This is a genomic window from Mycobacterium sp. 236(2023), assembly GCF_029623955.1.
Taxonomy (GTDB): domain Bacteria; phylum Actinomycetota; class Actinomycetes; order Mycobacteriales; family Mycobacteriaceae; genus Mycobacterium.
The window spans coordinates 570,393-591,980 of the sequence record NZ_JARSBP010000004.1 but is presented as its reverse complement, the minus strand read 5'-3'; the positions used below and the strand labels follow the sequence as shown (position 1 = coordinate 591,980).

21 protein-coding genes are annotated in these 21,588 nt (G+C 67.2%); 13 read left to right on the top strand and 8 right to left on the bottom strand.

The genetic code is table 11. The features are described 5' to 3' along the window. Position 1 precedes the first annotated feature (1 nt). A complete protein-coding gene (locus P9A17_RS19690; RefSeq protein ID WP_278040379.1) occupies positions 2-1,447 on the bottom strand; it encodes an FAD-dependent oxidoreductase in 1,446 nt (481 codons plus the stop codon). Positions 1,448-1,533: 86 nt separating this feature from the next. Here P9A17_RS19690 and P9A17_RS19685 point away from each other — a divergent pair, with 86 nt between their 5' ends. Continuing rightward, a complete protein-coding gene (locus P9A17_RS19685; RefSeq protein ID WP_278040378.1) occupies positions 1,534-2,091 on the top strand; it encodes a TetR/AcrR family transcriptional regulator in 558 nt (185 codons plus the stop codon). A 31-nt stretch (positions 2,092-2,122) separates the two neighbouring features. Next, complete coding sequence (locus P9A17_RS19680; protein ID WP_278040377.1) at positions 2,123-2,749, top strand: PaaI family thioesterase; 627 nt, start codon at positions 2,123-2,125, stop codon at positions 2,747-2,749. Here the strand turns inward: P9A17_RS19680 and P9A17_RS19675 are convergent. Then, positions 2,721-4,733, bottom strand: coding sequence for an FUSC family protein (locus P9A17_RS19675; RefSeq protein WP_278040376.1), 2,013 nt, complete (start codon positions 4,731-4,733; stop codon positions 2,721-2,723). The two genes, P9A17_RS19680 and P9A17_RS19675, sit on opposite strands and share 29 nt — an antisense overlap. Positions 4,734-4,764: 31 nt before the next feature. Between P9A17_RS19675 and P9A17_RS19670 the strand changes: the two genes are divergently transcribed. After that, positions 4,765-5,472 carry an EthD domain-containing protein gene (locus P9A17_RS19670; protein ID WP_278040375.1) on the top strand — a complete coding sequence of 236 codons (708 nt, stop codon included), beginning with the start codon at positions 4,765-4,767 and terminating at the stop codon, positions 5,470-5,472. Between the two features lie 10 nt (positions 5,473-5,482). After that, positions 5,483-6,235 (top strand): enoyl-CoA hydratase-related protein, encoded by a 753-nt coding sequence (locus tag P9A17_RS19665; protein WP_278040374.1) that lies wholly within the window; start codon positions 5,483-5,485, stop codon positions 6,233-6,235. On the opposite strand, the gene P9A17_RS19660 is transcribed toward P9A17_RS19665, so the two are convergent. Beyond that, a complete protein-coding gene (locus P9A17_RS19660; RefSeq protein WP_278040373.1) occupies positions 6,232-6,426 on the bottom strand; it encodes a (2Fe-2S)-binding protein in 195 nt (64 codons plus the stop codon). The genes P9A17_RS19665 and P9A17_RS19660 overlap by 4 nt on opposite strands. Before the next feature lie 2 nt (positions 6,427-6,428). Then, a complete protein-coding gene (locus P9A17_RS19655; RefSeq protein ID WP_278040372.1) occupies positions 6,429-7,061 on the bottom strand; it encodes a fatty-acid--CoA ligase in 633 nt (210 codons plus the stop codon). Positions 7,062-7,299: 238 nt separating this feature from the next. Between P9A17_RS19655 and bfr the strand changes: the two genes are divergently transcribed. From bfr to P9A17_RS19630, 5 genes are all read left to right on the top strand, one after another. Beyond that, complete coding sequence (gene bfr / locus P9A17_RS19650) at positions 7,300-7,779, top strand: bacterioferritin (protein ID WP_278040371.1); 480 nt, start codon at positions 7,300-7,302, stop codon at positions 7,777-7,779. 104 nt (positions 7,780-7,883) lie between these two features. Further along, positions 7,884-9,926, top strand: a complete 2,043-nt coding sequence (locus P9A17_RS19645; protein ID WP_278040370.1) for an MDR family MFS transporter — start codon at positions 7,884-7,886, stop codon at positions 9,924-9,926. 42 nt (positions 9,927-9,968) lie between these two features. Next, positions 9,969-10,451: a carboxymuconolactone decarboxylase family protein gene (locus P9A17_RS19640; RefSeq protein ID WP_278040369.1), complete on the top strand. Its 483-nt coding sequence runs from the start codon at positions 9,969-9,971 to the stop codon at positions 10,449-10,451. A 21-nt stretch (positions 10,452-10,472) separates the two neighbouring features. After that, positions 10,473-11,834 (top strand): glutamine synthetase family protein, encoded by a 1,362-nt coding sequence (locus P9A17_RS19635; protein ID WP_278040368.1) that lies wholly within the window; start codon positions 10,473-10,475, stop codon positions 11,832-11,834. A gap of 18 nt (positions 11,835-11,852) precedes the next feature. Next, the gene (locus P9A17_RS19630; protein WP_278040367.1) at positions 11,853-12,956 is read left to right on the top strand and encodes an amidohydrolase family protein; all 1,104 of its coding nucleotides are present in this window, start codon (positions 11,853-11,855) and stop codon (positions 12,954-12,956) included. A gap of 75 nt (positions 12,957-13,031) precedes the next feature. Here P9A17_RS19630 and P9A17_RS19625 read toward each other — a convergent pair whose 3' ends face one another. The 3 genes from P9A17_RS19625 to P9A17_RS19615 are packed head-to-tail and all read right to left on the bottom strand — an operon-like array spanning position 13,032 to position 17,063. Beyond that, the gene (locus P9A17_RS19625) at positions 13,032-14,792 is read right to left on the bottom strand and encodes an amidohydrolase family protein (RefSeq protein ID WP_278040366.1); all 1,761 of its coding nucleotides are present in this window, start codon (positions 14,790-14,792) and stop codon (positions 13,032-13,034) included. Between the two features lie 11 nt (positions 14,793-14,803). Continuing rightward, complete coding sequence (locus P9A17_RS19620) at positions 14,804-15,274, bottom strand: nuclear transport factor 2 family protein (protein WP_278040365.1); 471 nt, start codon at positions 15,272-15,274, stop codon at positions 14,804-14,806. Then, positions 15,264-17,063 (bottom strand): amidohydrolase family protein, encoded by a 1,800-nt coding sequence (locus P9A17_RS19615; protein ID WP_278040364.1) that lies wholly within the window; start codon positions 17,061-17,063, stop codon positions 15,264-15,266. Before P9A17_RS19615 ends, P9A17_RS19620 begins: the two co-directional genes overlap by 11 nt. Before the next feature lie 97 nt (positions 17,064-17,160). Between P9A17_RS19615 and P9A17_RS19610 the strand changes: the two genes are divergently transcribed. From P9A17_RS19610 to P9A17_RS19595, 4 genes are all read left to right on the top strand, one after another. Then, positions 17,161-18,063 carry a dienelactone hydrolase family protein gene (locus P9A17_RS19610; RefSeq protein WP_278040363.1) on the top strand — a complete coding sequence of 301 codons (903 nt, stop codon included), beginning with the start codon at positions 17,161-17,163 and terminating at the stop codon, positions 18,061-18,063. Between the two features lie 83 nt (positions 18,064-18,146). Further along, the gene (locus P9A17_RS19605; protein WP_278040362.1) at positions 18,147-19,253 is read left to right on the top strand and encodes a glycosyltransferase; all 1,107 of its coding nucleotides are present in this window, start codon (positions 18,147-18,149) and stop codon (positions 19,251-19,253) included. 57 nt (positions 19,254-19,310) lie between these two features. Then, complete coding sequence (locus tag P9A17_RS19600; protein WP_278040361.1) at positions 19,311-19,709, top strand: hypothetical protein; 399 nt, start codon at positions 19,311-19,313, stop codon at positions 19,707-19,709. A gap of 103 nt (positions 19,710-19,812) precedes the next feature. Beyond that, positions 19,813-20,274 carry a hypothetical protein gene (locus P9A17_RS19595; RefSeq protein WP_278040360.1) on the top strand — a complete coding sequence of 154 codons (462 nt, stop codon included), beginning with the start codon at positions 19,813-19,815 and terminating at the stop codon, positions 20,272-20,274. On the opposite strand, the gene P9A17_RS19590 is transcribed toward P9A17_RS19595, so the two are convergent. After that, positions 20,271-21,584 carry a cytochrome P450 gene (locus P9A17_RS19590; protein ID WP_278040359.1) on the bottom strand — a complete coding sequence of 438 codons (1,314 nt, stop codon included), beginning with the start codon at positions 21,582-21,584 and terminating at the stop codon, positions 20,271-20,273. The two genes, P9A17_RS19595 and P9A17_RS19590, sit on opposite strands and share 4 nt — an antisense overlap. Positions 21,585-21,588 lie beyond the last annotated feature (4 nt).

Here is a 21,588-nt window from a genome sequence, read left to right as displayed (position 1 = left end):
ACTAGTTCGAACTACTGACAAGTCGGGCCTGCGCGACGAACCACTGCTCCAGAAAGCGAGCCAGCTCGGCACCGTCCGTCCCCGAGGCCGCAAGGTAGCCGTCCGGGCGGACCAGCATCCAGCCTTCAGACCGGCCGCCGCGCACTGTCACTACCCCATTCCACCGACGGGCAGCATCGACGACAGCACCGTCATCGGTGAACAGTGTCAGCGCGCCCAGGTCGAGTTCGTCGTACAGCCCGTCGACATCGGGCACCCGGTCGCCCTCGCCGAATCCGCGACCCCGGTAGTCAGCCGACAATTGCCCGAACATCGACGCGGCCGCGTTCTGAATTCGGTCCCGCCCCAGCGCTTTCGGTGCCATGCGGATACGCATCGCGTGCACCACGGGATTCGTCGAATTGAAGACCCGCGTACCGATCTCGGTGAACCGGATCAGCTTGCGGATCACTGGCAGCCGCTCCGCCGAATAGGTGTCGAGCAGTTCAGGTTTCGCGCGCCCGTCGAGCACCATCGCGAGCTTCCACGACAGGTTGATCATGTCCTGGATGCCGAGGTTCATCCCCTGCCCTCCCGCGGGGCTGTGGACGTGCGCGGCGTCACCGCCGAAGAACACCCGGCCCGACCTCAGCGACTTCATGTGCCTGCTGTTGATGCGGAACCGCGAACTCCAGTTCATCGCGTGCAGGCGCGCAGGAACGTGCACCACCCGGTCGAACAACTGTTGAATCTCGTGGACGGCAGGATCGCCTGCCACGACACCGTCGGGATCGGTCGCCATCAACCGGAATCGCCCGTCGCCCATCGGGAACACCGCGACGAAGCCGTCGGTAGCCAGGAATATCGACACCTGGTCCTGCGCAAACTCACCGTCGATGTGCAGATCCGCCAGCACATAGTTCTGGGGGAGTGTGCGCCCCGGGAATCCAAGACCCAGAGACTTGCGCAACGTGCTGTGCGGACCGTCTGCGGCTATGACGTACGACGCCCGCACCGACTCCTCAGCGTCTGCACTCGAGAGCGTGACATCAACGCCCGCAGTCGAATCCCGCACTGCGGTCACCTCGACGCCACGCTCGACTTTGACGCCGTGGCGCTCCAGTTGCTCGGCCAGCAGTCGTTCCGTCTCCGACTGCGCAAGCATCAGGATGAAATTGAATTGGCTTGACATTCTGTGCAATTCGATCGGCGCCAGCTTTCGCCCCTCGGCGTAGAGCGCGGCGGCGTGTGCCCTGTTACCCAGCCGAAGCATGGCTTCGCCGACGCCGCGCACCCGCAGCAGCTCCAGCGTGCGCGCCTGAACGGCCAGCGCCCGCGACTCCGGCGATGCGGCCTTCGCGCGGTCGACGATGCGCACCGCGACGCCGAGGCGCGACAACTCCAGCGCCGCAGTCAGGCCGGTCGGGCCTGCGCCGACGATCAGGACGGAAATCTCGGAAGCATTCATGATCACTCCTTCAAGTCAACGGCTGTTGACTTGAACCATAGCCCGCCGTACATAGATGTCAACGGTCGGTGACATATGCTGGGCCGATGACCCGAGCACGCAACGCCGCAGCCACGCGAGCCGACATTCTGGACGCAGCGCGCGCGAGATTCGGCGCAGAAGGTTATGAACGGACGACCCTGCGGGCGATCGCAGCCGACGTCGGCGTCGACGCGGCGCTCGTCATCCGCTACTTCGGCAACAAGCAGCGACTGTTCGCCGCCGCAGCGGAATTCACGCTGCACCTGCCTGACCTCAGGGGGCTCGGGCCCGATGCGATGGCAGACGCTCTGCTCGAACGATTCTTCGCGGTGTGGGAACGCGACACGACGTTCGTGGCTCTGCTGCGTGCCGCGATGACCAGCGCCGAAGCCGCCGAAACCATGCGGGGCGTGTTCGCCACGCAGGTGGCGCCCACGCTGGCCGCCGTCGCGCCCGACAACCCGGTCCCGCGGGCCGTGCTGATCGGCTCGCTCGTGATCGGTCTGGCGACCACGCGCTACGCGATCGAAGCGCCGGCAGCGACATCACTCGGGCACTCCGAACTCATCCGCTGGGCCCGGCCGCTCATCCGTGATCTCCTCGTCGGACCACCCCCGCAGTGACACAGAGATTGACACGTGTTCTAGTCGAGGGGTGCTGGACTACACCCACGTCGACGGACTCGGCGCCGCGGACATCGCACGGCTGCGAGCCATGTATGAACCCCTCACCGAATCGGTGCGCGAACTGATCGACGCGACCATCCGCACCGAGGTCGGCCCCGACGCCGTTGCCGCGGCCAAGGCCGAGATCGAATCCGCGACGGCCCGACTGCGCGGCGCACAGTGCGAGGGGGCGTTCGGAATCCAGTTCGGTGCCGAAGGTCAGTCGATGCCGTGGGGGAATGCGGTGATCGGCGTGCGTAACCCAACAGCGCCACCGCTGGTGATCCACAAGGGCGAAGACGGATCGGCTTGGAGCGACTTCTATCTGGGCGCCGCATTCGAGGGTCCGCCCGGACATGTGCACGGCGGAGTCTCGGCCAAGATCCTCGACCACGTGCTCGGCGACGCGGCGAGCAAGCCGGGGGTCCATCGCCTCACCGGCACGATCACCGTGCGCTACCGGCGGTTGACGCCCCTTGGCAAGCTGCACTCCGAGGCCCGGATCACCCACACCGACGGGTTCAAGACCTACGCCACCGGCCACATCGCCGACGACACCGGGATCACCGTGGAGGCCGAGGCGGTGTTCATCGAGCCGCGGTGGGCGCGGGGCTGACCGAGATCGCCGACAAGCTGCGGGTGATCGCACCCACCTCGGCGACGAGGACGCGCGCGGGGGCATCTTCGGAGCCGTGCCTGGGCACCGCCTCCCGCAACCGCTGCTCGGCGGCGCCCAATTCGGACGCGTCGACGGTCCACGGCGATGCCGCGGTCGGTGGGTCTCCGCACAGGGCTTCGACGTATTCGTCCACGGTGAGGACGAACTCGCGGTCGGTGGTGACCGGGCGGTCCGGCAGATGCGATTCCAGCGTCGTGCACGAACTGGTGACGGCGTTGAGCGCCGTCCGATACGAACGCAGCCAGTGGCGCAGATCGCGCGACTCCATCCGCATGGCTCCCGTCGTCGCCTCGAACGCCGCCCTGGCCCGGTACGCGCGCTGCCATGCCGACGTCACCTCGTCGGCCGGATTGTCCGACTCGTGCACATACCCCTTGATCACCGTTGCGGCATAGTCGATCTCGGTCTTGAGAAGCTCGCCCGCCCGCTGGGCGAGCCGCGTCAGCTCATCGTCGGGCAAGACGACGTGAGCGATCACGGCCAGCGCCCCACCCACGAGTACGGCCACCAGCGGGTCACTCATCGACGGCGGCAGGCCGGCCCTGCCGATGTCGAGCAGGAACACCGCCGCGGCGGTGACCGCCGCCGATATCGCGACATACCCGAGACCCGACACGAGGTACGCGATGCCGATGACGACGACGGCCAGCGCCGCCGACGCCACGATCGACGGGTCGACGACGAACAGCACCGTCGAGGTGATGACGATGCCGGCGGCGGTGCCCGACACCCGGCCCACGCAACGGGTGTAGGTGTGTGCGGTCTCCGGGCGCAAAACCATCAACACTGTCAGCGGTATCCAATAGCCGTACGGGACTTCGGCGTAACGCTCGACACCGCAGGCGAGCGCGACGGCGACCGCAAGCCGCACGGCGTGGCGAAACACCGGCGAGTGCCAGGCAAGGTGGCTGCGCATGCCCTGGACGGCGGAACGAACCGAGCTCGGGAGCTCTGGCCGCCGCAGCCGGACGGCGTCCGGGGTGGATGGGACGAAGTCACCAAGTCGCATCGCCGCGGCCTCGTGCAACAGCGCCGAGAGTCGTTGCACGACCCCTGTTTCAGGGCCCACCGCCTCTCTGGCGACACTGTCGAAGCGACCGATGGCGACGTCTGTGCCGACGCGGCCGGAGCGGCTGGTGTCGGCGACCGCCGCCATGGTGTCCGCGGCTTCGGAGAGGACGCGCGACAGCGGGTCCGACCGGGGCATGCCTGCCGTATCGGTCAGCGTCGCAGCGATCCGCTCCGGGAGCGCGTACCAGCCGCGGTGCTCCGCCGATCGTCGCCGCTTGGTGCCGTCACCTGTCGTGAACGCCTCCCGAAGTGAGACCAGCGGTTCGGTGTCGACGGCCCAGCCCTCGGCCGTGCTGCCGTTGCCGAGTCGTCTCGCGTCGGTGGCCAGTGATCCGTAGGCCCGCACCAATGCGTCGCGTTGGGTGCGCCAGCGCTGCGGCGGCCACAGCGCGATCACCAGCGCCTGGGTGAGCCCGCCCGCGAAGGCCAGGGCCGCGGTGCCCAGCGTCGTCGCCAACGACGGGGCGACCGGCGGCGCGGTCACCAGTAGAGCTGCCGACGCGGCGCCGATCAGACCGGCATTCGGACCGTGCGACCACAGCATCGCCGTTCCGAAACACCACAGCGCCACCACGACGACGAGCAGGGCGGTGAGTGAGGATGTGAGCGCGCCGAGGAGGACGGCGAGAGCGGACAGCGTCGACACGAGATAGACGAAGGGCACCCGCGACCGCGGGCTGTCCTGGAACGCGGTAGCACCCGCGATGGCTGACGAGGCGACGACGGCCGTCACCGACCCTGCCGGCCCCCACTTGACGGCGACCACGGCGACGACCACCACGCCGATCAGGCAGCGCAGGAGCGCAGCAAGGTCCGGCAGCAGCGGCTTGAGCGCCAGACCCTTGAGCATCTGTCCATTCTGACCCGGCTATGTTCGCGGGGTGGAGAAAGTCATCATCGCCATGCGGGGCGAGCCGGGCGACGAGGCCTGGTGCACCCGGTTGCGCACCGATGTCGCCGCAACGCTGCTCGACAGCGGCGCACCCGGCGTGACGGTCAATGTCCGCGATGCAGCGGTCGCCGATTCGCTGATGACGCTGACCACGCTCGACCCCCCTGTGATCGCGTTGGTGAGCGTCTGGACCCCGCAGTACTATGGGGACCACATCCGCGGCGCGACAACGTTTTTGGGTGAGCTGTGCGACCAAGTGGCCGCCTATCTGGTGACTGAATCGGTGCCTCTTTCCGGGCCGCGTACCGATCCCGGTGAGCGCACGCCCGGCTTCGCGAACGTGGCGCTGCTCCGCAGGCCGGCAGAACTCGACGAGACGACGTGGCTGCACCGCTGGCATCGCGACCACACCCAGGTCGCGATCGACACCCAGTCGACGTTCGGCTATACGCAGAACACCGTGGTGCGGGCCCTCACCGACGATGCGCCGCGGATCGACGCGATCGTCGAGGAACTGTTTCCGATCGAGGCCACGTCCGATCTGCACGCGTTCTTCGGGGCCGCCGACGACGCCGACCTCAGTGACCGGATGACCAAGATGGTAGCCAGCACAACGGCATTCGGCGCCAATCAGAATGTCGACACGGTCCCGACGAGTCGCTACGTGCTGCGCAGCCCGTTCGACGCGCCGCGATAGGCTCACCGCCGTGACTCTGCAGATCAGCGACGAGAACCGCGTCCGCACCCTGGTCCTGAACCGGCCCGACGCACTCAACGCGTTCAACCAGGAGCTCTACCTTGCCACCGCGACGGCGTTGCGCGACGCCGCCGAGGACCCCGACGTCGCGGTCGTGATCATCACCGGTGCCGGGCGGGCGTTCAGCGCGGGCAACGACCTCAAGGAGATGCAGGCGGGTATCGCCGACGGTTCGCTGACCACGGAGGGCAGCCATTTCACGACCATGATCGACGCGCTCATCGATCTGCCGAAGCCGTTGATCTGCGCGGTCAACGGTGTCGGCCTCGGCATCGGCACGACGATCCTCGGCTATGCCGACCTCGTCTTCATGTCCACGGCGGCCCGGTTGAAGTGTCCGTTCACCAGCCTGGGCGTCGCACCTGAGGCGGCGTCGTCATATCTGTTGCCGCAGCTGATCGGTAGGCAGAACGCGGCTTGGCTGCTGCTGTCGTCGGAATGGGTCGGCGCCGACGAAGCCAAGGAGATGGGTATTGCCTGGAAAGTCTGCGAGCCCGACGATCTGCTGCCGGAGGCCCGTAGGCACGCCGAAATCCTTGCCTCGCGCTCGATTCCGAGCCTGGTCGCGGTGAAGAAGACGATCGTGGCGCCATATCGCGCCGAGATCGCAGCGGCGACCCAGCGCGAAAACGCGCACTTCCAGGAGCTGCTCGGCGGAGTTGCCAACGCGGCCGCGCTCGCCGAGTTCACCGGAAAGAGTTAGAGCACGCTCTCGCGCGCGCGATCGACGGCCTGGAAATGGGATTCGATGATCGCCCGCAGCGTGCGCCTGCACCGTCCGCAGTCGCCGCCGGCCCCGCAGGCCTCGGCGATCTCGCGGGAGGTGCGTGCACCGTTGGCCACGACTTCGTTGACCACGTGGCTGGTGGTTCCGGTGCACAGGCAGACGAACATCGCTACACCTGCTCGCCAACGCTCATCAGGTGGGCGAACCTGCCGACGAAGCGGGTGGGGTAGGCGCCCATGCCTGCGTTGGTCATCCATTCGGCCGCGGCGTCGGGGTGCTCGATCCACTGCCGGGCACTGCTCTCGTCGGCGATCTCTTGGAGGATCAGGACCTCGTGACCGTCGTCGAGCGCCCGGTAGACCCAGATCTTGCGGACGCCGCCCTGCTTGAACCGCTCCAGTCCGTCGTGCACTTTGTCCATCAGCGTCGCGACGTCTTCGACCGACGACATGACACCGACGACGACCCGGCCGACGTGCCCTTCGGAGTCGTCGCCGTCCAGGTTGATCTTCTCGACCACCTCACCACCGAAGATCGGCGGGATGTCATCAGCGCCGGAAATATCGAACCATTCGAAAATTGCGGGTGAACTCAGTACGTCCCGAATGGAATGGGCCTGCCTGATGCCGATGGTCACCAATACCCGGCGCGGCTCCCATATGGATTCGTACAGCACGACATGGTGGGCGCCGATCGAGTACAGGCCATCTCGATGCTTGTTCAGCCATTTCCACATCAAATCCACGTCGTCGACCCGGAAATCGCAGGCAAGGATGAATGAGTGGAGGCTGTACTCACCCATTGGTTACCCTTACCTATTAGTCCGGCGAAACGGTTAGCGCAGTCTAACCTTACTTAGCGTAGGCAGTCCAGACCATGGCCCTGATCTGGGACTCAACATCCCAAAAGATCCCGAAATCGGTCGCCGAACCGCCACTGCGGCGCGGTTTTACGGTCGGAAATGCACTAGATTGAAAGGGCTGGCACGCAGCCCGTGCAGATAGCGCACCGAATCAGCCCCCAGTGTTTAGGAGCACGTCATGCAAGGCGATCCCGAGGTTCTGAAATTGCTCAACGAGCAATTGACGAGCGAATTGACGGCGATTAATCAGTACTTTCTGCATTCCAAGATGCAGGACAACTGGGGCTTTACCGAATTGGCAGAGCACACGCGTAAAGAATCGTTCGAAGAAATGGTTCACGCGGAGAAGATCACCGACAGAATTCTCCTCCTCGACGGCCTGCCGAACTATCAGCGCCTGTTCTCGCTGCGGGTCGGGCAGACCGTGCGCGAGCAGTTCGAGGCCGACCTCGAGATCGAGAAGGAGGTCGTGGCCCGCCTGCGGCCCGGCGTCATCATGTGCCGCAGCAAGGGCGACGCGACGTCGGCCTCCCTGTTCGAGGAGATCCTCGCCGACGAGGAACTGCACATCGACTACCTCGAAACCCAACTGGAGCTGATGAACAAGCTGGGCGAGGAGCTGTATCTCGCCCAGTGCGTGTCCCGCCCACCCCAGTAGCGGTTCGGGCCGCGCGCCCGAGGGAACCTGCTTCCTGGGTACCGTAACTTTCATAGGTCATCTAACGATGTTCTAACGTGAAGGCGGTTTCCAGGGAGGCAGGTATGCAGGCTCCACCAGACACAGCGCCGAGCGATTCAGCACCCGTCAGCTCACAGCGCCGCAACATCATCTTCGTCGCCGTCGTCCTCGGCATGCTGCTGGCGGCGTTGGACCAGACGATCGTCGCGACGGCCCTGCCGACGGTGGTCGCCGATCTGGGCGGCGCTGGTCATCAGTCGTGGGTCGTCACGAGCTACCTGCTGGCGTCGACGATCGCGACCGCCATCGTCGGCAAGCTCGGCGACCTGTTCGGCCGCAAGGTCATCTTCGGTGCCGCGGTGATGTTCTTCCTCGTCGGCTCGATCCTCTGCGGGATCGCGTCGTCGATGGAGATGCTCGTCGCGTCGCGCGCGTTGCAGGGCATCGGCGGCGGCGCGCTGATGGTCACCGCCACGGCGCTCATCGGCGAGGTCATCCCGCTGCGCGATCGCGGCCGCTATCAGGGGGCGCTCGGTGCCGTCTTCGGCGTCACCACCGTCATCGGGCCGCTGCTGGGCGGCTACTTCACCGACCACCTGACGTGGCGCTGGGCGTTCTGGATCAACGTGCCCATCGGCATCGTCGTGCTCATCGTCGCGCTGGCGACCATCCCTGCGCTGAGCAGGCGCACCCGCCCGGTGATCGACTACGCCGGCATCGTGCTGATCGGCCTCGGCGCTTCCGGCCTGACGCTGGCCACCAGCTGGGGCGGCAGCACATACGCCTGGTCGTCACCGATGATCATCGGGCTGTTCGTCGGTTCGGCGGTCGCGCTGGCGCTGTTCGTCCGAGTCGAACTGCGCGCCGAGGAACCCGTGCTTCCGATCCGGCTGTTCGCGAGCCCGGTGTTCACCGTCTGCTGCGTGCTGTCGTTCATCGTCGGCTTTGCGATGCTCGGCGCACTGACGTTCATGCCAACCTTCATGCAATTCGTCGACGGCGTCTCGGCCACTGAGTCCGGTCTGCGCACCCTGCCCATGGTCGGCGGGCTGCTGCTCACGTCGATGGGCAGCGGTGTACTCGTCAGCCGCACCGGCAGGTACAAGATCTTCCCCGTCGCCGGCACCGCCATCATGACGCTGGGCTTCGTTCTGCTGTCCCAGATGGACGCGACCACGCCGGTCTGGCAGCAGAGCGTCTACCTGTTCGTGCTGGGCACCGGGATCGGGATGTGCATGCAGGTTCTGGTCCTGATCGTGCAGAGCACCGCGACGTTCTCCGACCTGGGCGTTGCGACGTCGGGGGTGACGTTCTTCCGCACCATCGGAAGTTCGTTCGGCGCAGCCATTTTCGGCTCGCTGTTCGCCAACTTTCTGGACGCGCGGATTGTCGGCGCACTGGCAGCGGGCGGAGCGCCGCCCGAGGCGGCACAGTCCCCGCAGGCCCTGCACCGGCTGCCCGACGCCGTCGCCGCGCCGATCGTGCAGGCCTACTCCGATTCGCTGGGCCTGGTGTTCCTGTGCGCGGCACCGGTTGCGGTCATCGGTTTCCTGGTGGCACTGACGCTCAAGCAGGTGCCGCTGCGCGACATCGAGACGACCGCGGCGCTGGACATGGGGGAGGGTTTCGGCATGCCGTCGTCCGAGGACCCGGAGAAGCTTCTCGAGACGGCCGTCGGGCGTCTGGTCCGGCACTCGCCGGAGATCAAGTTGCGCAGCATCGCAGGCACGCACGGCTGCGAGTCCGACATCGCGCTGCTGTGGGCGCTGATCCAGATCTACCGGCAGGGTCAGGTGTTCGGTTCGGCGCGACTGAGTCAGATGGCGGAGCGACTTCGGCTGCCGCCGGAGGTGCTGTCTCCGACGTTCGACCGGCTCGTCGAGTGCGGTCACGCGCTGCGCACCGGAGACCAGCTCTGGCTCACCCAGTCAGGTGCCCAGCAGGTCGCCTCGGCGACCTCGGCGCTGGTCGGCCGCATCGTGGAGAAGTTGGAGACCTCGCCGAACTTCGAGGGACGGCCCGACCGCGACGAAGTCGAAGCCGCCCTGGAGCGGATCGCGCAGCGGCTGCTGGTGCAGCGCGACTGGGACGACGACCGTGCGGAGCTCGCCACGGCAGGAAAGTGAAACACGTTCCAATTCCGGGGTCCCGGCGCGTACGCTGCCGATATGAGCCGCATTGGAGATTTCTCGGACGACGACGTGACGGCATTCGCCGTGAAGTCGCCGGAGTTGGGCACCGCGATGGCCCAGTTCACGAACGCCGTCTACACGAAGAGCCGGCTGCCGATGCGGACCCGCGAGGCTGCGCGGATCGTGATCGCGTACGCCAACGAGTGCGTGGTGTGCCAGAACACGCGCGACTCCGAGGGCGAGGCCAACGGCATCAGCGAAGAGTTCTACGACTACGCGACGCAGTGGCGGACGTGGCCGGGCTACAGCGACGCCGAGCGCATCGCGATGGAGTTCGCGCACCGCTTCGCCACCGATCACACCGAACTGCGCGACGACGAGGACTTCTGGGAGCGTGCCGCGGCCCATTTCGACGACGAATTACTGACCGACCTGGCGATCTCGTGTGCCATGTGGGTGGGTATGGGCCGGATGCTGCGCACCCTCGACATCGGGCAGACCTGCAAGATCACGCTGTAAGTCGAGCCGGTCGGCGGCAGAATGGCTGACATGGCCGCCAAACCGCTCGCCGCTGCAGCCATCGCCCAACTCGAGGCCGACGGTGTAGCCACGCTGATCGGCACCGTGGTGAATCCTGCGGGGCTGATCCACGCGAAAACCGTCCCGCTGCGCCGGATGGGAGCGTTCGCCGAACCCGGCCTGGGTGCCAGCCCCGTCTGGCATGTGTTCACCGTCGACCAGGCGGGCATCGTCTTCAGCGAGTCCACCGGCGTCGTGGGTGACCAGCGCATCCGGATCGATCTCGGCGCGCTGCGCATCCTCGGTGACGGATTGGCTTGGGCGCCTGGGTCTTTCTTCCATCAGGATGGCACTGCCGATCCGTACTGCACTCGCGGAACGCTGCAGCGTGTCCAGGACACGCTGACCGCGGCAGGCATCGACGCACTCGTCGGACACGAGATCGAGTTCGTTCTCGTCGGACCGGACGGCGCGCAACTGCCCGCGCACCTGTGGGCGCAGTACGGCCTGGCCGGTGTGCTCGAACACGAAGGCTTCGTCCGCGACGTGACCGCGGCGGCGACCGCGTCCGGCGTGGTGATCGAGCAGTTCCACCCCGAGTACGGCAAGAACCAGTTCGAGATCTCGCTGGCGCCGCAGCCGCCGATGGCCGCAGCAGATCAGCTGACGTTGATGCGGATCATCATCGGCCGCGTCGCGCGCAAGTACGACATGCGCGTGAGCCTGTCACCGGTGCCGTTCGCCGGAAGCGTGGGTTCAGGTGCGCACCAACACTTTTCGTTCACCCGCGACGGGGTGCCGCTGTTCTCGGGAGGTGACGGGCCGGGCGGGATGACGGCCGAGGGGGCGTCGGCCGTCGCAGGCGTGCTGGCCGGTCTCGGGGACGCCCAGGGCGTGTTCGGTGGGTCGATCCTGTCCGGGCTGCGGATGCAGCCGGGGAGTTGGGCAGGGGCCTACGCCTGCTGGGGCACCGAAAACCGGGAAGCCGCAGTGCGATACCTGACCGGCGGGGAGGCCAACCCGTACGGCGCCAACGTCGAGGTGAAGATCATCGATCCGTCCGCCAACACCTATCTTGCCTCGGCGGCGATCCTCGGCCTCGCACTCGACGGCATCGAACGTCAACTCACGTTGCCCGCTGAGGTTCCGGTGGACCCGTCAAGCCTCACCGAGGAAGCCCGCGCCGAGGCCGGGATCACGGTGTTGCCCACCGACCAGACAGCGATCCTGGACAGGCTCGACTCATCGGCGACAATGCGCGGCATCCTCGGCGACGCAGTGGTCGATGCAGTGGTGGCGGTGCGCCGGTACGAGCACGAGAACTTCGCCGACCTCACCCCCGAAGAGCTCGCGGCGAAGTTCCGTCTCGCTTGGAGCGTTTAAGTGATTCGGAGCGTGTGAGTGACGGCTCTGCGGGAGCACGTCGAGTCGGTTTCGCTGATCGACCATCATGTGCACGGCTGCTGGCTCGAGCCGGGCGACCGCGCGCGATTCGAGAATGCGCTCAACGAGGCCAACACCGAACCGCTGGCCGACTTCGACTCGGCGTTCGACACCCAGCTCGGGTTCGCCGTGCGCGCGCACTGCGCCCCGTTCGTCGGGCTGGAGCGGCACGCCGACGCCGACGCGTACTGGGCAGCGCGCAGCGCGATTCCGGAAGCAGATCTGGCGCGGCGTCTGCTGGTCGACGTGTCCGTGTCGGACTGGCTCGTGGACACCGGATTCGCTTCCGGCGTGGCCGATCTCGGGGAGATGGCCGGCCTGGGGGTGGGCCGGGTGCACGAGGTGGTGCGGCTGGAATCGGTGGCCGAGGAGGCGGCGGCAGCGCCGGGGGACTACGCCGACGCGTTCGACGAGATCCTGTGGCGGCGTGCCCGCACGGCCGTCGGCACCAAATCGGTGCTCGCGTACCGGGGCGGGTTCGTCGGAGATCTCTGCGAGCCCTCGCCGTCCGAGGTGGCCGACGCGGCGGCTCGCTGGCGCGACGACGGGGGCACCCGGCTGACCGACCGGGTGCTGCTGCGGTTCGGTCTGCACCGCGCGCTGCGGATCGGCAAGCCCCTGCAGTTCCATGTCGGGTTCGGCGATCGCGACTGTGATCTCGACGCCGCCAATCCCCTTCACCTGCTGGACTTTCTGCGGGTCAGCGGCGACACCCCGGTGATGCTGCTGCACTGCTATCCGTATGAGCGTGAGGCGGGCTATCTGGCGCAGGCGTTCAACAACGTCTACCTCGACGGCGGCCTGTCCATCAATTACCTCGGCGCCCGGTCGGCGGCCTTCATCGGTCGCCTGCTGGAGATGGCGCCGTTCCGCAAGATCCTGTACTCGTCAGATGGCTTCGGTCCCGCGGAACTGCACCATCTCGGAGCGCGCCTCTGGCGCAACGGCATCACCGCGACGCTGCAGGGTTTCGTCGATGCCGACGAGTGGAGCAAAGCCGACGCGATCCGGGTCGTCGACCTGATCGCGCACGGCAACGCCCGCCGCGTCTACAAACTCTGACCCGCGCGCCGAAACGGAATTCCAGCAGGGGAAGTGCGGGTAGAGCCCTGCGTACTTTCCGTTTCGGCGAGATCGCTAGCGGACGCCGCGCAGCAGCCCGCCCGGCCGGGCGCCGGTGTCGAGGCCGTGACGGCGCGTCACCACACCACTGACGACGGTGGCGTCGTAGCCGGACGCCCCCTGGATCAGCCGGCGACCGCCCGCAGGCAGGTCGTAGACCATCCGCGGCACGTCGAGGCGCAGCGCCTCCATGTCGATGACGTTGATGTCGGCCTTCTTGCCCACCGCGATGACACCCCGATCCGACAACCCGAAAAGCGTTGCGGTATCCAGGGTCTGCTTGCGCACCACCGTCTCCAACGAGAACTTCGGGCCGCGATGACGATCGCGGGCCCAGTGCGTCAGCAGGAACGTGGGGTACGAGGCATCGCAGATCAGTCCGCAGTGCGCGCCGCCGTCCGACAGGCCTGACACCGTTCCGGGATGCGACATCATCTCGTGAATGGCGTCGTGATTGCCGTCGGCGTAGTTGAAGAACGGCAGCATCAGCATCGCGGTCGCATTGTCTTCGAGCATCAGGTCGTACAGCGTCGCCAACGGATCCTCGCCGCGGCGCGCAGCGATCGCAGCCACCGTCATGTCGGGCGTCGGTTCGTAGTCCGGCGGATTGCCCATCGGGTAGATGCGCTCCAGCGCGTTCTGCACGAGCGCGAACAACGCGTCGAACATCGGCACCGGCTGCGGCGGCAGGTCCGTCTCACTCAAGATCGCCGCACGCACCGACGGCTCGGCCAGTTTCGCCGCCAGCTCGTCGGAACCGTACTTCGCCTTCAGCGCCCGGTATGTCGGCCGGTGGGTGAACGCGTGATATCCCGGGAATCCGAACAACATGCCGAACGGGCGCGCCGCGAACTGGCCGTACACCGCGAGGCCGTTGTCGTGCGCCTTGCCGATCCGGTCGAGTTGTTCGCGATACAGCGTCGGTGCCCCACCGGTCTGCAGCAGCGTGAAGGACACCGGCCGGTCGATGTCCTCGGCGATGCGGGTGAGCAGGTCCAGCTCGGTCAGCGAGGCAGCGTCGTTCTCGCCCGCCGTCCCCGCCGGCGAGCACTCGAACACGGCCTGACCGCCGGCGGCCATCGCCCGGCCCAGGCCGAGCAACTCGGCTTCGACGGCATACGTTCCCGGCATCACGGTGCCGTCCAGCGCGCGGTGCGCCTCGGTACGCGACGTCGAAAAGCCTAGTGCCCCAGCCTCGATGCCCTCGCGCACGAGGCGTGCCATCGCATCGATGTCTGCCGGCGTGGCGTCCTCGTTGCGGGCACCACGGTCACCCATGACGTAGCCGCGCACCGCGCTGTGGGCGATCTGCGTGCCGTAGTCGATGGCCAGATTGCGTTTCCCGATCGCGTCCAGATACTCGGGGAAGCTCTCCCATTCCCATGTGATGCCCTCGGCCAGTGCGCTCCCCGGGATGTCCTCGACACCCTCCATCAACTCGATGAGCCACTGTTCCTTGCCGGGGCGCACCGGAGCGAAGCCGACGCCGCAGTTGCCACTGACCACCGTCGTCACACCGTGCATGCTCGACGGTTCCAGAGTGTCGTCCCAGCTGACCTGTCCGTCGTAATGGGTGTGCACGTCGACGAATCCGGGCGCGACAACCCGTCCCGTCGCGTCGATCTCGTGGGCGGCGTCGGTCTCCAAACCGGCGCCGTCGCCGTCACGGCGGCGCACCTCGACGATGCGCCCGTCCTTGATGCCGATGTCCGCGCGGAAGCGGTCGGCGCCGGTGCCGTCGACGACGGTGCCACCGGTGATCTTCAGGTCCAACATCGTTATCTCCTCTAAACCAGGCCGGTGGCGTCGAAGACCCACGACATGTCGGCGTTGGCGAAATCGGCCAGCCAGGTGGGCGGGGCGTGGTTGGCCAGGGCTCCCATGTCCCAGTAGTCCTTCCACAGCGTGATCTTGCCGCCCTCGATGCGGTGCACGCTGACGAATTGCAGGACCGCGGATTCGCCTGTGGTCCAGTGCCATTCCTCGTGATGCTCGTACATCACGTCGACGCCGTTGCTGACCATCAGGCCGGTGAAGTTCTCATAGGACGCCAACGGCTCGATGCCGATCTTCAACCGCTTGACGATGTCCTCGGGACCCCGCGCCGCCGCAGCGGGGCCGACGGGCATGTCCAGGTAGATGCAGTCGGGGGAGAGGAAGGCCTTGATGGCCTCCCAATCGCGCGCCGACAGCGCCGCCCACATCTCGAGCACGGTCGCCTCGACCTCACCTGCACGGGTCACCTGGTCAACCGACATGCGCCAGCACCGCCTTCTCGTTTTTCTGGGCCGCCAACGCGGGGGCCTTGTGCGCGGCGCGCAGGAAGCGCCCGGTGCGCTGCGCACCGACGACCGGTGTGGGCTGGCCGTCGAGGAACGCCGCCTCGCCGCCGACGAACACCGCGGTCACGGTGTCGTCGTTGCGGTTGACCATCCGGGACAGCCCGCCGTACTGGTCGACGCGCTCCTCGGCGTAGTCCTCCAGCGTTGCGTCGAGGCGCTCCGGGTCGAGGACGACGATGTCGGCGCGATCCCCGACACGCAGATGGCCGGCGTCGATGCGGTACCAGTCGGCGAGCTCACCGGTGAGCCGGTGCACGGCCTGCTCGACGGTCATGAACGGACGGCCGGACTTGCCTGCGTCGCGGACGTGGCGCAGCAGCCGCAGACCCATGTTGTAGAAGGCCATGTTGCGCAGGTGCGCGCCGGCGTCCGAGAAGCCCATCTGAACCCCGGGATCACCGGCAAGCTTCTTGAGGACGTCGGGACGGTGGTTGGAAATCGTGGTGCGCCAGCGTAATTGGGTGCCGTGTTCGAGCACCAGGTCGAGGAACGCGTCGACGGGATGCACTCCGCCTCGGCCGCGGCCCACCTCGCCGAACGACTTCCCGACCACCGAGCTGTCGGGGCAGGCGACGATCGTGGCGTCGAAGAAGTCGCGATGCCAGACCCGCATCCCGAACTTCGCGTCGTAGTCCTTGCGGAACGTGCGACGGTAGGACTCGTCCCGCAGCAGCTGGTTGCGTTCGACCTCGTCCTTGAGATGCAGTGCGGCCGCACCCGATCCGAACTCCTCGAAGATGACCAGGTCGATGCCGTCGGCGTACACCTCGAACGGGACCGGTAGATGCTGCCAGCGGAAGTCGCCGCCGAGACGGTTCACCAGGCGCGCAAGGGGACCCATGATCTTGACCGCGACCGGGTTCGATTTGACGTCGGCCGCCGACAGCAGGCTCGTCTTGAGCGGGTTGCGGATGAATCCCAGGGACTGGAATGCCTGCGACCCGACGTCGAGAGGATTCTCGATGTTGGGCCCGGACTGCAGGATTCGTCCCGAACGCCGCAGCAACGATTTCAGCCGGCGCAGCTCGCGCGGCTTGGCATAGGTGGACGGCAGTGTGCGCGAGCGGCAGATTTCGCCGTCGAGCTTGTCGAAAAGTAGCTGTTGCGAGGACATTCCGACGAACCCAGCACGCAGCGCCTCGGTGAGCATCCGCTCCATCTGCGCCTGCTCGCGCTTCGTCGGCCGCTCGTCCTTGCGGGTGGCCCGGTCCAGACCCATGGTGGCCGCCCGCATGTCGGAGTGGCCGAGGAACGCCGCGACGTTCGGGCCGAGCGGACGGGCCTCGAGAGCGTCGATGTACTCCTCGCCGTTGGTCCACGTCTTGTGCTGATCCACCGCGGCGATGACGTGCTCGCGGGGTATGGCCTCCACGCGGCCGAAGATGTCGCCCGCATCCTGGCCGTCGACGTACACCGTCGACAGCGAACACGACCCCAGCATGACCGTTGTCACGCCGTGGCGCAGCGACTCCGACAGCGACGGCCCGCCGAGCACCTCGACGTCGTAATGGGTGTGGATGTCGAGCATGCCGGGCAGCACCCACTTGTCCTGAGCGTCGATCACCTGCGGGCAATCGGTCTCGTCGAGGTCGCCGTCGACGATGGTGGCTACGTGGCCGTCGCGGATGCCGATGGTGCGCACCGCCGACGGGGCGCCGGTGCCGTCGAACCAACGGCCGTTGCGGATGATCGTGTCGTACGTCACTTTGTCATCGAACAGCGCCCGAACCCACAAGTCAACGAAATCAGTGAACAGAATTTCGTGTCTGTCTACTGGTTGCGCTGCGAGCGATAATGGCCCTGTGACGCCGCTGCAGCGCTACATCGCAGAAGAGATCGCCACCGACCACGCCGACGGGCTGATGTCCCGGCGGGAAGCGCTGCGCCGGCTCGCCCTGCTGGGCGTCGGCACCGCCGCCGCCACGGCGTTGATCGCCGCGTGTGGACAGGACAGCCAGCAGGCCGAGAGCCCGAGTACGACGTCGCCGCCGACGGATCCGCCGCCCGGGATGGACGCTGCGCTGCCCACCTCGCCCATCACATGGGCAGGACCGAAAGGCGAACTCCAGGGCGCCTGGGCTTCGGCGGCGGGCGAGCCCAGAGGCGCAACCCTGGTGATCCACGAGAACAAGGGCCTCAACGACTGGGTCCGGACGGTGGCCGGCCGGCTCGCCGGAGCCGGATATTCGAGCCTGGCCATCGATCTGCTCTCCGAACAGGGCGGCACCGCGACGTTCACCGATCCGGCCGAGGCGACCGCGGCGCTCGGCAACCGCGCCCCCGACGACATGGTGGCCGACCTGCGATCCGGCATCGCCGAGGTGGCCGCCCGAACACCCGGCGCAAAGGTGGCCGCGATCGGGTTCTGCATGGGTGGGGGCCTGGTGTGGCGCCTGCTGGCCGCAGGGACGCCAGAGTTGGCCGCCGCGTTCCCGTTCTACGGCCCGACCCCCGACAACCCGGATTTCGCCGGGTCCAACAACGTCGCGGTACTCGGTTTCTACGGTGAGCTCGACCAACGGGTCAACGCCACCGAACCGACGGCCGCGGCCGCCCTGGAAAAGGCCGGGCTCGTGCACGAGCTCGTCACCGAACCGGGCGCCAACCACGCCTTCTTCAACGACACCGGCGACCGCTACGACCCAGCCGCAGCCGCCGACGCGTGGTCACGAACACTGAACTGGCTCGCCACCCACGTCGGCTGATCGCACGGGCCTGAAACCTTCTGTTCGGCGACTTGCCCCCTTGCCGTTGCGCTTCGAACACACCGGCACGCTGTGATGCAGCCATGCGGGTCGTCCAGGTTGCGAACTTCTACGGCCCGCGCTCGGGCGGGCTGCGCACCGCGGTCGACCGGCTCGGAGCCGAGTATTGCGCCGCGGGCCATACGGTGTTTCTGGTCGTGCCGGGACCGCACCGCGAATGGACGACGCTGCCGACGGGCGTGATCCGGATCAGCCTGCCGGCACGCCTGATTCCGTTCACCGGGGGATACCGGGCCGTGCATCCACGGCCCGTGACCGGACTGCTCGAACAGCTGCGGCCCGACGCGCTCGAGGTGTCCGATCGGCTCACGCTGAGATCGCTGGGACCCTGGGGCCGCAAGCACGGCGTGTCCACGGTGATGATTTCCCACGAACGCCTGGATCGCCTTGCCGGACAGCTACTTCCGATGCCGATGGCGCGGGCGGTCGCCGACGTCGCCAACCGGCGCACGGCGAGCAACTACGACGCCGTCGTGTGCACCACGGCATTTGCGCGCGAGGAATTCGACAGGATCGGCGCGACGAATCTGATGACGGTGCCCCTGGGGGTCGACCTCGACCAATTCCACCCACGCTGGCGGTCCGCCGCGGTCCGGGAGCAGTGGGCCGGCGCGGACCAGCTGCTGCTGGTGCACTGCGGACGGCTGTCCGTCGAAAAGCACCCCCACCGCAGCATCGATGCAGTTGGGGCACTTCGTGATTCAGGTGTGGACGCGCGGCTCGTCGTCGTCGGGGAAGGTCCGCTGCGCGCACGACTTGAACGGCAGGCGGGGCGGCTTCCCGTCGACTTCACCGGTTACATCGGCTGCCGCGACACCGTCGCAGGCATCCTCGCCAGCGCCGACATCGCGCTGGCACCCGGGCCCCACGAGACCTTCGGCCTGGCCGCACTGGAAGCGCTGGCCTGCGGCACGCCTGCCGTGGTGTCACGCACCTCGGCGCTCGCAGAGATTCTCACCAGCGACAGCGGCGCCACCGCGGACAACGATCCGCGGGCCATCGCCCACGCCGTCACCACGGTGCTGAACCGGCCGGAGCCGGCGCGACGGCGTTCCGCGCGGCGCCGTGCCGAACAATTCACCTGGCCGCGATCCGCCGCGGGGATGCTCAGCGCCATGCAGGTCCAGTAGCCGCCGATTAATACTCATCGCCGGTGAGCAGCACCGACGGTGCTCTACGATCCAGGGATGCTCCGGACGTTCGCCGTGCTGGCCGCCACCGCATCACTGCTGGGATCCACCGCCGCGGTGGCCGCGGCGCAGCCGGCCGAGCCCACTGCGTGCACGTACCGACTGTCAGCCCCCTCCGTCGTGAACGTCTCGGGTGTCGACATGGTCACCGCCACCGTGTCCACCGGAGAGTGCGACGGTGCCGTCACCTTCCGGACGACCGCCTGTATCCAGATGCAGGGAGCCACGGGACCCGGCCAGTGCGTACAGGGCAGAGGAATTCTGCCCGCCCAGATCTTCTTCCAGCCCTACCGCCCCGGTGCCACCTACACCGCGACCGGTCGCGGTTGCGCCACCAAAGGAAACCCGCCGCAGACTTTCTGCAACGAGAACGGCCCGGTCACAGCCACGCTGTGACTCCTGCGGCGACTGCGCCGGTTTAGCTCGATCCAAGCACGGGCATCCGTCGAATCAACGGGGTCGTCAACCGTGGCCGGCCCCCGCGAGCGAAGGAATCGGCATGGATACCAACAACATCGTGTGGATCGTGGTGGCTGCGGTCGTCGCGATCATCGTCATCGCCGCGGTCGTCATCGCGGGTCGTCGCACCCGCAACCGCCGCCGCGCCGAGGAAGCCGACCGCATCCGGGAAGAGGTCCACCACGACAGCCAGCGCGTCGAGCGCCAGGCCGCACTCGTCGAGGAAACCGAGGCGAAAGCGCGTGCCGCACAAGCCGAAGCCGAGGCCAAGGCAGCAGAGGCCGCCCGCCTCGCCGACACCGCCGCCGGCCGCCGCGATGCACTCACCAGCTCGCAGGAACATCTCGCCGAGCGTCGCGAGCATGCCGACAAGCTCGACCCGCGGGTCGGCCGCGACGATGCCAACGGACAGAAGGACATCCGGCAGGACGGCCACAACGAGGACCTCACTCGCCGCGACGCCGACGCCGAACGGATGCAGCCCGACGTTCGCAGCCGCTAGCGCGGCGGCGTCCAGACCACGGGCAACCGCTTGATGCCGTGGATGAACGCCGAATGCAGCAGATCCGGCTCCGCGCTCGCCCGGATATCAGGCACCATCGCTTGGAGCTCCTCGAACGCCACGGTGATCTCGCGACGCGCGAGGTTGGCTCCGAGGCAGAAATGTGCGCCGCCGCCACCGAACCCCACGTGCGGGTTGGGGTGGCGGCCGACGTCGAAACGCCACGGGTCGTCGAACTTCGACTCGTCCCGATTGGCGGAGCCGTACCACAGTGAGACCTTGTCTCCCGCTGCGATTGTGACACCGTTGAGCTCGACGTCCTGGGTGGCTGTCCGCCGCATGTAGGCCACAGGAGAAGCCCACCGCACCACTTCTTCGACGGCGGTGGGCGCCATCTCCGAGTAGTTCGACCACCAACGCTGTCGCTCCTCCGGGAAACGGCTCAGCGCGAGCACACCGTGGCTGATCGCATTGCGGGTCGTCTCGTTGCCCGCGACCACCAGCAGGATGAAGAACGACGCCACCTCCGCCGACGTGAGCCTCTCGCCATCGAGTTCGGCCTGGACCAGGGCGGTGGTCAGATCCTCGCCCGCGTTGACCCGGCGATCGTCGGCGAGCTCCGTCGCGTACGCGCCGATTCCCATGGCGACAGAGACGAATTCGTCGAAGTCGGTGGCGATGTCGGGGTCGCCGAACCCGAGGATCACGTTCGTCCAGTGGAAGATCTTCTGGTGGTCCTGCTCGGGAATGCCCATCATGTCGCAGATGATCTGCAGGGGCAGGGGACCGGCCAGCTCCGCAACGATCTCACCGTGCCCGTCCGGGTGAGCGGCAACCATGTCCCGAACCAGGCTGCGGGCCCGCTGCCGTACCGAATCTTCGATCAGCGCAAGCACTCTCGGCGTGAAAGCGCTGCGGACGATGTTGCGCAGCCGGGTGTGACGCGGATCGTCCATTGCGATCATCGACCCGAAATACTCAGCGAGCTCCGGGGTTTGATCGCCCACCGTGATGCCCAGCGCCGAACTGAACAACTCAGGATGCCTACTCGCGTAGAACACGTCGTCGTAGCGCGTCAGCGCCCAATGGCCCGCCACCTCGGAGTCGGGGTCGGCGACATAGGACTGGTGGAACGAGATCGGGGCGTCTCGGCGAAGCGTCGCGAATGCTCCGTCACGGGCGTCGTCGTCGAGACCCCAGAAGTCCCACGAACCGAGGTCGACCTCGGACAGCGGCACGTCTGGCGGAGCGATGCCATTGGTTCGAACGATGCCGTTGGTTCTGACGGTGCCGCCCAGTTCCAGGCTCATGCCA